The following is a 13401-nucleotide window of genomic DNA, read 5'->3' as shown; positions in this document are numbered from 1 at the left end:
CATTTCCACGTGGTGGGGCTAGGGTCAATGGGGAACGGTCTAGATAGAGGACTAAATGCATGCATGCCGCACCTAATTTTTTGTCTGTAATGGAAGCCGCTCAAAGCTTAGAGGGATATGCTATCAAAACCCCGCTAATTCGGGCGGAAATGTTAGATAGTCTATGTGGTTGTAAACTCTACATAAAAGCAGAAACTATGCAAAAGGGCGGCGCTTTTAAATATCGCGGCGCTAGAAATCGACTCTCTCAATTATCTCCAGCAGAGTCAAAGAAAGGGGTGGTTGCTTTTTCGTCTGGTAATCACGCGATAGGCGTTGCGGTCTCTGCAAATGAACTCGGGTTATCTGCCTTGATAGTCATGCCAGAAGACGCTCCGAAAGTAAAAGTTGAGAAGGTTTTGTCATATGGAGCAGAGATAGAATTTTATGATAGAGACACTCAAAGCCGCGAGGCCATAGCTGCAGATATTTCAGCCCGTACGGGCAGAACTTTGGTGCCTTCATTTGATGATGTCCATATAATCTCTGGGCAGGGCACAGTGGGTGTCGAAATCGCTGCGCAATGTCCTGATGTGAAGGCCGTTGTTACGGGGCTCGGCGGGGGCGGATTATGTGCCGGTACCAGCCTTGCCCTCAATCAGCTACGTCCTGATTGCAGAATCTATGGTGCTGAACCCGAAACTTATAATGATCATCAACAATCACTCAGACATGGTTATCGAGTGGCTTTAAAAGCAAAGCCGCCTTCTTTATGTGATGCTTTACTGACCCCGCAACCGGGAGAACTTACTTGGCCTATTAATTCTAAGTCATTGTCTGGAGTTTTCACGGCTTCAGATGAGAACTGCTTAAAAGTCATGGCAATAGTGAAGCGCGAACTGGGTTTAATTGTAGAGCCAGGAGGTGCAGTCGCTATTGCTTCTATAATGCGCCATAAGCCTTTCGAAGAGAATGAATTTGTTGTGGCTATAGCGTCTGGAGGAAATGTTGACGCTGATATCCTTCAGCAAGCATTGAATTTGTATTAGCTATTGCTGTCCGAATCTTAAATCTCGTTCAATATAGAGTGGGTGAGAGTCCCCGTTACGGCGTGCTCTATAAACTTGCATGTTTTCCATCACACGCTGAACATAATTTCGAGTTTCCGAAAATGGGGTCGACTCAATCCAGTCAATTGGATCTATATCGCCTTTTCGTGGGTCACCATAAGTCTTAATCCACTGTTTAGCCCGATGAGGCCCCGCATTATATGAGACGGCCGCAAGGATATAGGAACCATCCCATTGTTCTAAGAGGTCATTCAAGTGATGAGCTCCTAAAGTCGCGGCGTAATCAGAATCGCTCAGGAGTCTTGATTGACTGTAAGGTATACGGTGTTTCCTTGCCGTATACTTCGCCGTAGAATTGATCATTTGCATTAGCCCATAGGCGCGCGCCGAGCTGACAGCATTCGTTTCAAATTCTGTTTCCTGCCGCGCAATGGCGTAAACGAACGCTTTCTCAAAATCATTTGGCATATTCTCAATGACTTGAATTATAGGGTAACCTGAATTCGTAAGCATTGTTTGAAAACGGGAGGCTTGCTTTGCTGCGCGAAGTGATGGGCGCATGTATCCGTAATCTTTGGATATTTTAGATAAAGCAGAAAGCTCCTCAATAGATTCCACTACATCATCAAGGTGGAAGGAAAATTGAGAGTAAAGCTGTTCATCCCCAATCTCGGCTAAAAGCTTCATCGCTCTAACTCGGGGGTCGGCATTAAGTTGTGCTTCTGAAAAGCTGAAGTCATTCTCTGGGGGAAGATTGAGGGTAGGCGTGGCGTCGCTCATCTCAGTAAGAGCAAGGTGCCCATAGAACGTGTTTTGGTATTGTGCGGCTTGTTGAAAGGCTATGGCTCTTTCGGCGCCAATTGAGGCTCGCCCAAGCCAATAATATCCTCTTGCAAGGGAGACCGGCGTTGTTACCGTCTCCGCTAAATTTTTGAAATGTTGTTGCGCAACTGGTCGGTTATTCAATTTTTGCAATGCAAGCCATCCAGAAAGAAATTCGGCTTCAGCAAACTCGGTTCCGCGTTCAAATCCATGATTTATCGCGAGTTGGTAGGCTTCTTTGTATCGCTTTTCACTGATGAGCCAGTAAGCCATCAGTTTTTCTTCGCGCCATAGAGCTTTCCGACCCTGTATATTTGTGGGAGCTGTCTTTACACTTTTATAGACGGGCAGGGCGTAATCTTTGGTCTTTCTTTTTCTACGCCATTTTGCACGTTCATATAAAAGCCCAGCATCATTTTTATATTTGACAGGAACGGCATTGATGGCGGCATCCATTCCAGATTTATTCGTGGCCACGCGTATTCTAGCATCCATAAGCTTTCGTTCATTACTGGCCATATGTGGTAATAGGGCCTGCGCTTTTGTTAGATGATATCTTCCATTCCATATCAAATGGTCTGCTCTGATGGCATGATCGTCAGGTTTAAGCTTCGTTTTAAACTCACCGAACACAGTCTTTTGACGGTCGCGGGTTAGTTTTGAGTCCCTCCAAGCAGAGCGAAGCCACATGTCACCAACTTCATTATTACCTATGGCGAAATTGGCGCGGGCAAGGGCCATGCGCCCCTCACCAGAAACTGGGTCTTCGCCCTTAAACCATTCAATCGTAGCTCTGGGGGGAATAGGACGGTCAAATAAGTTGGCTTCAGCTTTTGCTCTAATTGTCGTTTGACGCGGCCAGTCGGAGAGTCTTTGTGCTGCTATGTTAAGTGTTTCTTGAGGCGCATTGGGGTCACGAGTCGCTCTTACCCAAGTTAATAGGTCGCGTGCTAATGGGTCTCTTACTTTATTATGAAGGTTGATATATTCGGACCAACTTCCTCGTTTCGCAGCAGCTACAGCTTTTCTTAGGTTACGCGCGTCATTGTCATTTAAATATTGAGAGAGAGCAGGCGGTGCAGGCTTTAGGCGCGGTGACGGAACGTTTGACGCAAAAACAGTTTGAGGTAAACCAAAACTTAGAAGCGCCCCGATAAGGACACAGTTTGCAGATAAGGACTGGATAGCTTTAACGAATGTGGTAAAAGCAATGCTTGCCTGATGTCGTAGTAGACAGCTATGAGGCATTCGTAATATCTGCATTAAATCCTACACCTGTCGCTTAGAGTGATTTGAGTGGCTACATGAAAGTATAAGATGATTAAAGGGTCTATAACAGCCTTAGTAACGCCTTTTAAAAATGGGCAAATTGATGAGGGTTCATTCCAAGAATTTGTCAATTGGCAAATTGATAACGGTACACATGGTCTGGTCCCTTGTGGAACGACGGGAGAATCAGCGACACTGTCCGATGAGGAACATCGCCGCGTTATTGCGCTTTGTGTAGAAGCGGCGGACGGGCGCGTCCCAGTAATTGCTGGGGCTGGGTCCAATGAGACGAGTGTCTCAGTGGCTTATGCACGACACGCAAAAGAAGAGGGCGCTGACGCGGCCCTTGTGGTGACGCCATATTATAACAAACCTAATCAAGAAGGTATCTTTCAGCACTTCAAAGCAATTTCAGAGGCAGTCGACATTCCCATTGTTGTCTATAACATTCCTGGGCGAAGTGTGGTTGATATTACAAATGATACGATGGGGAGATTATCTAAACTTCCAACCGTAATAGGATGTAAAGATGCCACAGGAGAAGTTGACCGTGTTCAAGGTTTGATTGATCGTTGCGGAGAAGACTTTATTCAGCTCTCGGGTGATGATGGAACCTCATTGGGGCATTCCGTTCACGGAGGCAAAGGCGCGATTTCTGTTGGATCTAATATCGCGCCGCGCCTGTATTCTGACTTTCATGAAGCTATGCTAGAGGGGGACTATACGAAAGCGAAAGCCCTAAATGCTAAACTTGATCGTTTGCACAAGGATTTATTCCTTTGCCCAAGTCCTTCACCTGCTAAATATGCACTTTCTTTGATGGGGAAAATGGAACCGTCTGTTCGGTTGCCGATTGTACCTTGTTCAGAAGCCACGAAACAAGCTGTTGAAGCGGCTATGAAGCGTGCAGAATTAAGCTGGTAAGGATGTAAGCAAACGAATGGCTAAAGCCAAAGAGAATAAACCTAAAACGCAAATAGCTGACAATCGTAGAGCACGTTTCAATTATGCTATTGAGGATAATTTAGAGGCTGGAATACAACTTGTCGGCACTGAGGTTAAGTCACTGCGCGAGGGAAAGGCTAATATTGCTGAGGCCTATGTCAGCGTCGAGGGCAATGAGGCTTGGCTGATTAATGCTAATATACCAATTTATGCGCCCGCAAGCCAATTTAATCACTCACCCACTCGGCCGCGTAAATTGTTGCTCAAACGACGAGAAATCAATGCTTTGTTAGGTGAAACGCAACGAAAGGGTCGAACCGTTGTACCCTTAAAGCTTTACTTCAACAAAGAGGGACGGGCTAAAATATTAATTGGTGTAGGGGCTGGTAAGCAAAATTACGATAAGCGGCAAACTCAGAAAAATAGAGATTGGCAAAAACAAAAAGCTCGCCTCATGCGTGAAAAAGGCTAACAGCGCTTATTCATCAATATGGCTTTTAATGGCCCTAAATACATCATGAAACATTTTTTCAGTTAGGCGTTTCGTATTCGTATTATATCGCGAGCAGTGATAACTTGAAAATAACGTGACCCCGCCCTCTAAATCATAGGCAACATTATGCGCAAATGGGTGATCCTTTAGTTTCAGTCCAAGGCTTCTTATCGTGCTATCGTGACTTATTTTTCCAAGGCAAAGTAAGGCTTTTAGATGAGGAAGCGCTTTCATTTGTGAAATAAGATAATCGCGGCAAGTATTTATTTCTTCACCTATGGGTTTGTTTTGAGGGGGGACGCAACGCACTGCATTTGTAATCATTGCGCGTTTAAGGGCTAGCCCGTCATTAGCGGACCCTTCATACATACCGTTAGACAAGTCAAACTCAGCCAATGTTTCGTAGAGTAAATCTCCAGCATAATCCCCAGTGAAGGGCCTGCCTGTGGCATTTGCGCCTTTGAGTCCTGGGGCGAGACCTATAATGAGGAGCTCTGCATCAGCATCTCCAAAGCTAGGAACTGGGCCGTTGAAAAAACTTGGGTATTTCAAACGGTTGTCTAAAATGAATTGACGCAAGCGAGGGCAACGTTCGCATTCATAAGGAGGTTCTGTGACGAAGGGGGTGTCTAAATTCACTTATATGCTCTCGTCATCGCTAGAACCTGAGTGGCTATAATCACGTTTAGGACGGCCGATCATTGCTCCCAAATCGGCAAGGTCTATTACATCATTAGCCTGTCGCCTTAGCTCGTCCCCAAGCATAGGAGGGTTTGATTTCAGTGTTGATAAAACTGTTACCCTTACCCCTTTTTTTTGGACAGCATCGACGACCGCAGCAAAATCTCCATCACCAGAGACTAAAAGCAGATGATCTATGTGAGGGGCAATATCCATCATGTCTACGGTAATCTCGATGTCCATATTGCCTTTAACGCGGCTACGACCATCACGATCTGTGTAGGTTTTTGCGGGCTTTGTGATGACCTGAAAACCATTATAGTCTAGCCAGTCAACTAAAGGGCGGATAGGCGAGTAATCGTCATGCTCCAATAAGGCAGTATAATATTTTGCAAGAACGAGCCGGCCTTTATTTTTAAAAAGTTCTAACAGCTTTTTATAATCAATATCATAATCCAGTGTTTTTCCCGTAGAATGTAAATTTGCACCATCTATAAAGAGAGCAATGCGTTCGTCGGGATAAAAGGCCATAAAATTATTAAAGTTAACCGCAAAATATTAAAGTTAAGTGATGGGGGCATCTATATCGCTTTGGGGGCTAATTTGTCCAACCCCAAAGCAAATTTCATTGAAGCATTGAATGTCTTACATGATAGGGCTGTCGTCGTGCGGGCCATTTCCTCACTCTGGCATAGCCCTGCTTGGCCTGCAGGAAAGGGATCTCCAGATTATATAAACGCGGTCGCCGAAGTTTCGACGAAACTCTCATCTGAAATGCTGTTGGAATGCTTGCATGAGGTAGAGGCAATATTTGGCAGGACACGGAAAGTCATTAATGCACCCCGTCCAATGGATTTGGATGTAATTGACTATAGGGGAGAGGTGAAATCAGGAACGATAAATTTACCTCACCCTCGATTAATGGGGCGTCCTTTCGTTTTATTGCCTCTATTGGAGGTCGCTCCTAGTTGGACGCATCCCGTAACGAAACTTTCGGCAGCGAATGGGTTAGCTCAATTGGACTCAAAAGATGTATTGGCTCACTATGTTATAGAGCGAAATTGGCTGAAATCTCTGGCTTGCGTTTAAACCCGTCTCGCGATATAGGACGCGCTTATTTGCTGATAATGGCCAAACACTGACTAACAGGATGCTCCATGGCGCGCGTTACCGTTGAAGATTGTATTGAAAAAGTTCCGAATCGCTTTGATTTGGTTCTATTGGCAGCGCATCGCTCGCGCAATATTGCCGCGGGTTCAGCGCTTACAGTTGACCGTGACAACGATAAAACTCCAGTTGTTGCTTTGCGGGAACTTGCTGACGAGACATTAGATATGGACGAGCTTCGTGAGAGCCTCGTCGTAGGATTGCAGAGAGTTATCTTTGATGATGATTTGCCGGACGAGGAAGAAGACGCACCTGTATTGGCTATTGGTCATGGAGAGGCAGCGCCACAAGCTGAGATGAGCGAAGCCGACCTCTTACGCGCTCTTCAAGGCGACCGAGATAACGACAGCTCTTCCCGGTTCTAAGCTTACAAAATTACAAAAATATAGCCGCCTAACAGGCGGCTTTTTTGTTGCTGAAAATACAGTAATTTGCGATTGCCGATTATGGATAGGCTGTTAAGGTTAAGCTGTGAATAAGCCGATTGATATCTCCGCAGACACAAAGTCTAAATCAACCGCGAAAAAGCCAGCGACTTATCTACGTCAATATGAATTAGTCGAGCGCGTCCGGGCCTATGACCCTTCTGTAGATGAGGCGTTGTTAAACAAAGCGTATGTGTTCTCAGTGAAAGCACATGGCGAGCAAACCCGCCACTCAGGCGATCCATATTATGCTCATCCTATCGAAGTTGCAGGCATACTTGCTGATCTACATTTGGATGTTGCGACGGTTTGTACGGCATTACTGCATGATGTTCTGGAGGATACTGATACGACGTTTGAGGAATTAGCTACCGAATTCACTCAAGAGATCGCTGAGCTTGTCGATGGAGTTACTAAGCTTGGGCAGGTAACAATGCCTGATGCTACTAAAGAGCAGGCTCAGGCCGAGAATTTTCAAAAATTCGTACTAGCGATGAGTAAAGACGTAAGGGTGTTATTGGTAAAGCTCTGCGATCGTTTGCATAATATGCGCACACTACACTTTCACCCAAAGCCAGAGTCTCGCCAACGTATTGCTCGTGAAACGATGGAAATTTATGCCCCTCTAGCTAGACGCGTTGGAATGGACAGAATTTGCACCGAGCTAGAAGATTGGTCTTTCCGTTATATAAATCCCAATGCATTTGAAACGATGGAGCGTCGTTTAAATGATTGGCGTGCTAGCCAAGGGGAGGCGATTTCAGAAATTTCGACCTCTTTACGCAATTATTTTGATGAATATGGCTTGAAAGCCAGAATTTACGGACGAGAGAAGCGGGCATATGCCATTTGGAGAAAACTCCAGCGCCAAAATATTAGTTTTGATGAAGTCGCAGATATCTACGCATTTCGAATTATCGTTGAAAAACGCAAAGACTGTTATGATGCGTTATATGTGCTTCACGATGCCTACCGAGCCGTTCCGAGCCGGTTCCGAGATTTCATATCGGTACCAAAACCAAATGGATATCAATCCTTACACACTACAGTACGAACCGCTGACAATCGCCGTGTAGAAATTCAAATTCGTACAGAACGTATGGAAGATATTGCCGAACGCGGGGTAGCGGCCCACTGGACTTACAAAGACCAAAGCTATGGTTTTGACCCTGAGAGCGCTAAAGCAGTCGGTAGCGACCCTTTAAAGCGTATTCGTCCGCTTGTCGAAATGATGGAGCAGAGCGGGGATGCAGGTGAATTCCTAGAGCATGCGAAACTTGAAATGTTTACGGATCAAGTTTTCACATTTACTCCAAAAGGAGACCTCATTGCATTGCCGCGCGGGGCTATGCCTCTTGATTTTGCTTATGCCGTGCATACTAAAATTGGCGATACCTGCATCGGAGCGCTCGTTAATGGGAAGAAACACCCATTACGTCGACCGCTAAGCAATGGGGATGTAGTGAAAATCATTCGAGGGGGTGAGGAGGAAGCGGCTGAGGGTTGGGAAAACCTTGTAGTCACGGGTAAAGCCCGGTCCGCTTTACGCCGTTTGACACGAACAGGAGAAGCCGAAGAATTTACCCGTATTGGGGAGTTGCTCGCTAAACATGCTTTTGCAAGAGAGAAACTAGGTTTTTCGGATGCTCTAATGCGTGATGCAGTGAAGCGCGAAAACATGCAAGATGCAGATGAAATGTTTGAAGCTTTAGGGCGAGGGAAACTCTCATTAACGCAGTTTATGGAAATAGTTTTTCCTGCCCGAAAGGAAACACCAGTCCCGTTTAAGGATAGACAGCGTGATATTATCGAGGATTCTACAGCCCCTCTTTATGTTAAGGGCGATGGTCTCAGACCCGGGGTTAGCCTGCATTTTTCGAGTTGTTGTTCTCCAATTCCAGGAGACCGAATTTTAGGCTTGCAGAATACGGTAGATAATAAAGGCGGTATTCATATTCATACCATTGATTGTGACGTGCTTTCCTCGACAGACATAGATCCAGAACAGTGGTTAGATTTAGGCTGGCGACGTAGTGCCGAGCAATCCTCTGCTGTCGGTCGAATAACAATGACAGTCGAACATGTACCTGGTGCTTTGGCCGATTTAACCCGAATCATTGGTGATGCAGGGGGTAACATGGTCAATATTAAGACTGTAAAACGAAGCCCTGTTTTCTTTGATATGGTTATGGATGTTGAAGTCAGAGATAATCGACATTTAATACAAATTATTGCAGCCTTGCGAGCGAGTGCTTATGTGATAGCGGCAGAACGTGCTCACGGCGAGATTATCGCTTCAACTTAATGGGAATTGCTATGAATACTGATGATGTCTTGGATGTATTCCGAGAAGCTGGCGCTTTACTGGAAGGGCACTTTATTTTGTCTTCTGGACGGCGGAGTCCTGTCTTTTTGCAAAAAGCTTTGATTTTCAAAAACCCAGTTTTGACCGAAAAACTTTGTAAAGCTTTGGCAGAAAAAGTTAAGACTGAGTTGACGATACAGCCTGACATCATTGTGGCTCCGGCTATGGGCGGCGTAATTCCTGGTTATGAAACCGCTCGTCATATGGAGCTTGAATCCATATTCACAGAACGAGAAAATGGTGAGTTCGCTCTAAGGCGTGGGTTTTCGCTTACTCCAGGCCAAGAAGTGTTAATGGTCGAAGATATCGTAACAACGGGTCTGTCTTCACGTGAATGTATCAAAAGCATTGAGGCGACTGGCGCCCACGTTATAGGGGGGGCTTGTTTGTTTGACCGTTCTGGTGGGACTGTTGATATCGGTGTGCCCTTGGTAAGTCTCGCATCACGTAAGTTTCCAGATTATGATCCAGATGAGTTACCTGCGAAGTTAAAATCTCTTCCGCCTGTAAAGCCCGGGAGCCGCGGCCTACAATAAGCGTGTATTTAACATGAGTCGCCACACTATATCTACCAAGCCACTTCCACGTATCGGCGTTAATATTGACCATATTGCGACTGTTCGTAATGCACGTGGAGGAAGTCACCCTGACCCTGTCGCTGGGGCTTGGGCGGCGATTCAAGGTGGTGCAGATGGTATTACGGCCCATTTGCGTGAAGATAGACGTCACATGCGGGATAACGATATGGAGCGTTTGCAAGCACTTTGTGATAGTGCAAATGTTCCGCTAAATATGGAAATGGCTGCAACAAATGAAATGCTTGAAATAGCATTGTCGTTAAGGCCACATGCTGTCTGCATTGTACCTGAAAAAAGAGAAGAGCGGACGACAGAAGGCGGGCTAGACGTCGTAGGGCTTAATAACACACTGACACCTTTAATCACTAAGTTAAGAGATAACGGGTCACGAGTATCTTTGTTTATTGAGGCTGACCGTAGGCAAATTGAAGCCGCAGCTCGAACCTCTGCACAGGTAGTTGAGTTTCATACTGGGGCTTATGCCCATTCACTCGATGCTGGCGATAAAGAAAAGTCTATGGCGCTACTTGATGATTTCAAAAAAGGTGCCGTGCTTGCGCAGTCACTAGGATTAGAGGTGCACTTTGGGCATGGGCTGACTTATGAAAATGTGGGACCCATTGCCGCAATACCCGAATGTATGGAATTGAATATCGGGCACTTCATCATTGGGGAGGCCATTTTCCTGGGGTTGAGTGAGGCCATCAAACAAATGCGTGAAATCGTGGAAGAGGCAAGGCAGCGCAAATGATTATTGGCATAGGCACAGACATTTGCGATATAAACCGTATTGCGCGAATACTTGGAAAGTTTGGGCAAAGATTCAAAGATAAAACATTTACTGAAAACGAGCAAAATTACTGTGAAAGTAAAGCTGTACCAGAAAATGCTTATGCTAAGAGGTTTGCGGCAAAAGAAGCTGTCGCAAAAGCGCTAGCGGGGGAAGCGACTGGGGCGTTAAATTGGCTTGATGTTGAAGTCATCAACCAGAGCTCTGGCCGGCCAGATATACTCTTACACGGTACAGCCAAAGCACGCTTATCTAATAGACTGCCAGACGGTTATTCAGGAAGCATACATTTAAGTTTAACTGATGAGCCTCCATATGCGCAAGCATTTGCGATTGTGGAAGCGCACAAGTCTGCGTAAAGACTGATATGGCTGAAAAACAACGCTCAGAAATTTTGGAAACTTTATCGACTGTAATGTGGGCTATAGGCATTGCCTTAGTCCTGCGTACTTTTTTGTTTCAACCCTTTCACATACCGTCAGGATCTATGCTGCCTGGGCTTATGAAAGGCGATTATATTATCACCTCAAAGTATTCTGTAGGCTACGGGCGATTTGCAGCTGCGCCAATTCCATTTCCTGTAAAAGAAGGCCGTTTCTTAGAGCGTGGTCCAAAGCGTGGTGACGTTGTTGTATTTCGTCCAGAGGGTATTTCAGACAATTATATCAAACGTTTGATTGGGTTGCCTGGTGATGAAGTTCAGATGATTGATGGTAAAGTGTATATCAATGGAGTGGCCGTTGAACAGACTGCAGAGCCTGCTACCCCATTTAGATATTTTGATACCTCAAATATCGAACGCAATATCAATGTACATAAGAACGTAGAAACACAAGCCAATGGTAAGTCCTATGTGGTTTTTGATTCAGTCTCTAATAACCGGTTAGATAACACCCCTGTCATTAGGGTGCCTGAAGGGCATTATTTCATGCTGGGGGACAATCGAGATGGGTCAAATGATAGTCGTGTTAAAGTCCGCAATGGCGGAGCGGGACTGGTGCCTTCGACTAACATAATTGGCAAAGCTGAGATTGTTTTGCTCTCGGTTGACAATGATTTTGCTTTGTTCAAACCTTGGACGTGGTTCAATATGCGTGGCAACCGCTTCTTTAAAAGAATTAAGTGAGCGACTTTTAAGTGAGCCCCAAAGATTTCACAGCTGGCACGCCGAAACGTCTTGAGGCGCTCTTTGAGCGTATCGGTTATCAGTTTAAGGATGTTGAACTGGTTCAAAGAGCACTCACTCATGCATCTTATGGAGATGGGCGGCGTAATACTGTCGATAATGAACGATTAGAATTTCTTGGTGACCGGGTTCTGGGGCTTTTAACGGCCAAACTACTTTTTGATCAAACAAAAACCAAAGAAGGTATCATGGCGACACGGCTAAATGCGCTTGTTCGCAAAGAGACATGCGCTCGTGTTGCTCAAAGGCTTGATATCGGCTCTGCTCTATTGATGTCTAATAGCGAAGATAAACAAGGCGGTCGTGGTAAGACTTCAATATTGGGTGATGCCTGCGAGGCTTTAATGGCCGCTCTCTATATTGATGGGGGTTACTCAGTTGTTGAAAAGTTCTACAATGAACATTGGCGTGAAGAATTAGATAATGTTTTAAATCAATCGGAAAAAGACCCGAAAACTCAATTGCAAGAATTTGCGCTGTCGAAAAAACTCGCAGTTCCTTATTATTACGTTAAAGAGCGCAGTGGACCAGATCACAAACCTAATTTTATCATTGGGGTAAAGGTTGAGGGCATAGGCGAAGCTTTTGCTACAGGAACTTCAAAAAAGCTTGCGGAACGCCGTGCGGCTAAATCATTGTTAGAGCAGATAGAAGAGACATAATGAGTCAAACATATGCAGGATTTGCGGCGATAGTAGGTGCGCCAAATGCCGGAAAGTCTACTTTGACCAATGCATTAGTTGGTGAGAAGATCTCTATAGTTACCCATAAAGTTCAAACAACACGATTTCAAATTCGCGGCATTGCGATGTTGGAGACGTCTAAAGGCGCTGAGGCTCAAGCCGTCATGATTGACACACCGGGCATATTTGAAGCGAAAGAAAGCGACAGACTGTCTAAATCCATGGTGCATGCGGCTTGGACCGGAATGAATGATGCGGATATTATTGTTCACGTAATTGATGCTCCTGCGTGGCTAAGGCATCAAAATGGTGAGGGGAGTGGGCAGGACCGTCTATCCCGAGAAGATAGCGAGCGGGTCATCAAGGGCTTAAAGAAACGTGAAATAAAGAATGCAATTTTGGCGTTGAATAAAATTGATGAAATAGCACATGATGAAATATTACCCCTCATTCAACATTTTTCAGAGCAGGGTGTCTATAGTGATATTCTACCTGTTTCGGCGTTGAATTTTGACGGAGTAAAAAGATTAGGGCTTCTTATAGCAGACGCTATGCCATCCGGACCATTTCTTTATTCACCAGATCAAGCTGCAGATATCCCAATGCGTTTAATGGCAGCGGAAATTACGCGCGAGAAACTTTTTTTACGTTTACATGATGAGTTGCCATATGCTTCAACTGTGGAAACCGAAGCTTGGAAAGAATTGAAAAGTGGAGATGTTCGCGTTGAGCAAGTTATATATGTTAAGCGGGATAGCCAAAAACCTATTGTCTTAGGTAAAAACGGGCGAACTATTAAAGACATTGGAGCTTCTGCACGGAAGGAAATGTCTGATTGGTTAGGCCGAAAAGTTCACCTGTTTATCTTTGTTAAAGTTAGAGATAATTGGCAAAATGATCGCGCTCGTTACTCTGAAAGTGGGCTCGAATTTGATGTTTAAAGCCGAT

Annotated in this window: 15 protein-coding genes; 12 read left to right on the top strand and 3 right to left on the bottom strand. The window is 45.2% G+C overall.

Features of this window, described 5'->3' with window-relative positions; translation table 11 throughout:
- Nucleotides 1-59 precede the first annotated feature (59 nt).
- Nucleotides 60-1028 (top strand): threonine ammonia-lyase, encoded by a 969-nt coding sequence (locus DES40_RS03880; protein WP_121099233.1) that lies wholly within the window; start codon nt 60-62, stop codon nt 1026-1028.
- Here the strand turns inward: DES40_RS03880 and DES40_RS03875 are convergent, their stop codons facing one another.
- A complete protein-coding gene (locus DES40_RS03875; protein WP_121099232.1) occupies nt 1029-3134 on the bottom strand; it encodes a lytic transglycosylase domain-containing protein in 2106 nt (701 codons plus the stop codon).
- A 54-nt stretch (nt 3135-3188) separates the two neighbouring features.
- Here DES40_RS03875 and dapA point away from each other — a divergent pair, with 54 nt between their 5' ends.
- Both dapA and smpB read left to right on the top strand, forming a co-directional pair.
- Nucleotides 3189-4064, top strand: coding sequence for a 4-hydroxy-tetrahydrodipicolinate synthase (gene dapA, locus DES40_RS03870; protein ID WP_121099231.1), 876 nt, complete (start codon nt 3189-3191; stop codon nt 4062-4064).
- A 16-nt stretch (nt 4065-4080) separates the two neighbouring features.
- On the top strand, nt 4081-4557 hold the full coding sequence (gene smpB / locus DES40_RS03865; protein WP_121099230.1) for an SsrA-binding protein SmpB: 477 nt from the start codon (nt 4081-4083) through the stop codon (nt 4555-4557).
- A gap of 6 nt (nt 4558-4563) precedes the next feature.
- Here smpB and DES40_RS03860 read toward each other — a convergent pair whose 3' ends face one another.
- Together DES40_RS03860 and DES40_RS03855 are read right to left on the bottom strand one after the other, a co-directional pair.
- Nucleotides 4564-5157: a uracil-DNA glycosylase gene (locus DES40_RS03860; protein ID WP_233345401.1), complete on the bottom strand. Its 594-nt coding sequence runs from the start codon at nt 5155-5157 to the stop codon at nt 4564-4566.
- 60 nt (nt 5158-5217) lie between these two features.
- Nucleotides 5218-5790, bottom strand: coding sequence for a LabA-like NYN domain-containing protein (locus tag DES40_RS03855; RefSeq protein WP_121099228.1), 573 nt, complete (start codon nt 5788-5790; stop codon nt 5218-5220).
- A gap of 60 nt (nt 5791-5850) precedes the next feature.
- On the opposite strand from DES40_RS03855, the gene folK reads away from it, so the two are divergent.
- From folK to era, 9 genes are all read left to right on the top strand, one after another.
- The gene (gene folK, locus DES40_RS03850) at nt 5851-6348 is read left to right on the top strand and encodes a 2-amino-4-hydroxy-6-hydroxymethyldihydropteridine diphosphokinase (protein WP_267896608.1); all 498 of its coding nucleotides are present in this window, start codon (nt 5851-5853) and stop codon (nt 6346-6348) included.
- Between the two features lie 68 nt (nt 6349-6416).
- Nucleotides 6417-6791 (top strand): DNA-directed RNA polymerase subunit omega, encoded by a 375-nt coding sequence (gene rpoZ / locus DES40_RS03845; protein ID WP_121099226.1) that lies wholly within the window; start codon nt 6417-6419, stop codon nt 6789-6791.
- Nucleotides 6792-6897: 106 nt separating this feature from the next.
- Nucleotides 6898-9156 carry a RelA/SpoT family protein gene (locus tag DES40_RS03840; RefSeq protein ID WP_233345399.1) on the top strand — a complete coding sequence of 753 codons (2259 nt, stop codon included), beginning with the start codon at nt 6898-6900 and terminating at the stop codon, nt 9154-9156.
- 11 nt (nt 9157-9167) lie between these two features.
- Nucleotides 9168-9752 carry an orotate phosphoribosyltransferase gene (pyrE, locus tag DES40_RS03835; protein WP_121099225.1) on the top strand — a complete coding sequence of 195 codons (585 nt, stop codon included), beginning with the start codon at nt 9168-9170 and terminating at the stop codon, nt 9750-9752.
- A 13-nt stretch (nt 9753-9765) separates the two neighbouring features.
- Entirely contained in the window at nt 9766-10545 is a 780-nt protein-coding gene (locus DES40_RS03830; protein ID WP_121099224.1) for a pyridoxine 5'-phosphate synthase, read from the top strand.
- Entirely contained in the window at nt 10542-10943 is a 402-nt protein-coding gene (gene acpS, locus DES40_RS03825) for a holo-ACP synthase (protein WP_121099223.1), read from the top strand. Before DES40_RS03830 ends, acpS begins: the two co-directional genes overlap by 4 nt.
- An 8-nt stretch (nt 10944-10951) precedes the next feature.
- Nucleotides 10952-11710 (top strand): signal peptidase I, encoded by a 759-nt coding sequence (gene lepB / locus DES40_RS03820; protein ID WP_121099222.1) that lies wholly within the window; start codon nt 10952-10954, stop codon nt 11708-11710.
- 11 nt (nt 11711-11721) lie between these two features.
- Nucleotides 11722-12432, top strand: a complete 711-nt coding sequence (gene rnc, locus DES40_RS03815) for a ribonuclease III (protein ID WP_121099221.1) — start codon at nt 11722-11724, stop codon at nt 12430-12432.
- Nucleotides 12432-13394, top strand: coding sequence for a GTPase Era (gene era / locus DES40_RS03810; RefSeq protein ID WP_121099220.1), 963 nt, complete (start codon nt 12432-12434; stop codon nt 13392-13394). The genes rnc and era overlap by 1 nt, the downstream gene beginning before the upstream one ends.
- The last annotated feature ends 7 nt before the right edge of the window (nt 13395-13401 follow it).

Source organism: Litorimonas taeanensis, from assembly GCF_003634015.1.
In the GTDB taxonomy this organism is placed as follows: domain Bacteria; phylum Pseudomonadota; class Alphaproteobacteria; order Caulobacterales; family Maricaulaceae; genus Litorimonas; species Litorimonas taeanensis.
The sequence above is the reverse complement of the archived record's forward strand: the minus strand, read 5'-3'. Positions and strand labels throughout refer to the sequence as shown.

Bases quoted from the DNA above. Each gene is read 5' to 3' on its own strand.
- dapA (WP_121099231.1), top strand. From the start codon at position 3,189: ATGATTAAAGGGTCTATAACAGCCTTAGTAACGCCTTTTAAAAATGGG.
- era (WP_121099220.1), top strand. From the start codon at position 12,432: ATGAGTCAAACATATGCAGGATTTGCGGCGATAGTAGGTGCGCCAAAT.
- acpS (WP_121099223.1), top strand. From the start codon at position 10,542: ATGATTATTGGCATAGGCACAGACATTTGCGATATAAACCGTATTGCG.
- lepB (WP_121099222.1), top strand. From the start codon at position 10,952: ATGGCTGAAAAACAACGCTCAGAAATTTTGGAAACTTTATCGACTGTA.
- rpoZ (WP_121099226.1), top strand. From the start codon at position 6,417: ATGGCGCGCGTTACCGTTGAAGATTGTATTGAAAAAGTTCCGAATCGC.
- DES40_RS03875 (WP_121099232.1), bottom strand. From the start codon at position 3,134: ATGCAGATATTACGAATGCCTCATAGCTGTCTACTACGACATCAGGCA.
- smpB (WP_121099230.1), top strand. From the start codon at position 4,081: ATGGCTAAAGCCAAAGAGAATAAACCTAAAACGCAAATAGCTGACAAT.
- pyrE (WP_121099225.1), top strand. From the start codon at position 9,168: ATGAATACTGATGATGTCTTGGATGTATTCCGAGAAGCTGGCGCTTTA.
- DES40_RS03880 (WP_121099233.1), top strand. From the start codon at position 60: ATGCATGCCGCACCTAATTTTTTGTCTGTAATGGAAGCCGCTCAAAGC.
- DES40_RS03855 (WP_121099228.1), bottom strand. From the start codon at position 5,790: ATGGCCTTTTATCCCGACGAACGCATTGCTCTCTTTATAGATGGTGCA.
- DES40_RS03830 (WP_121099224.1), top strand. From the start codon at position 9,766: ATGAGTCGCCACACTATATCTACCAAGCCACTTCCACGTATCGGCGTT.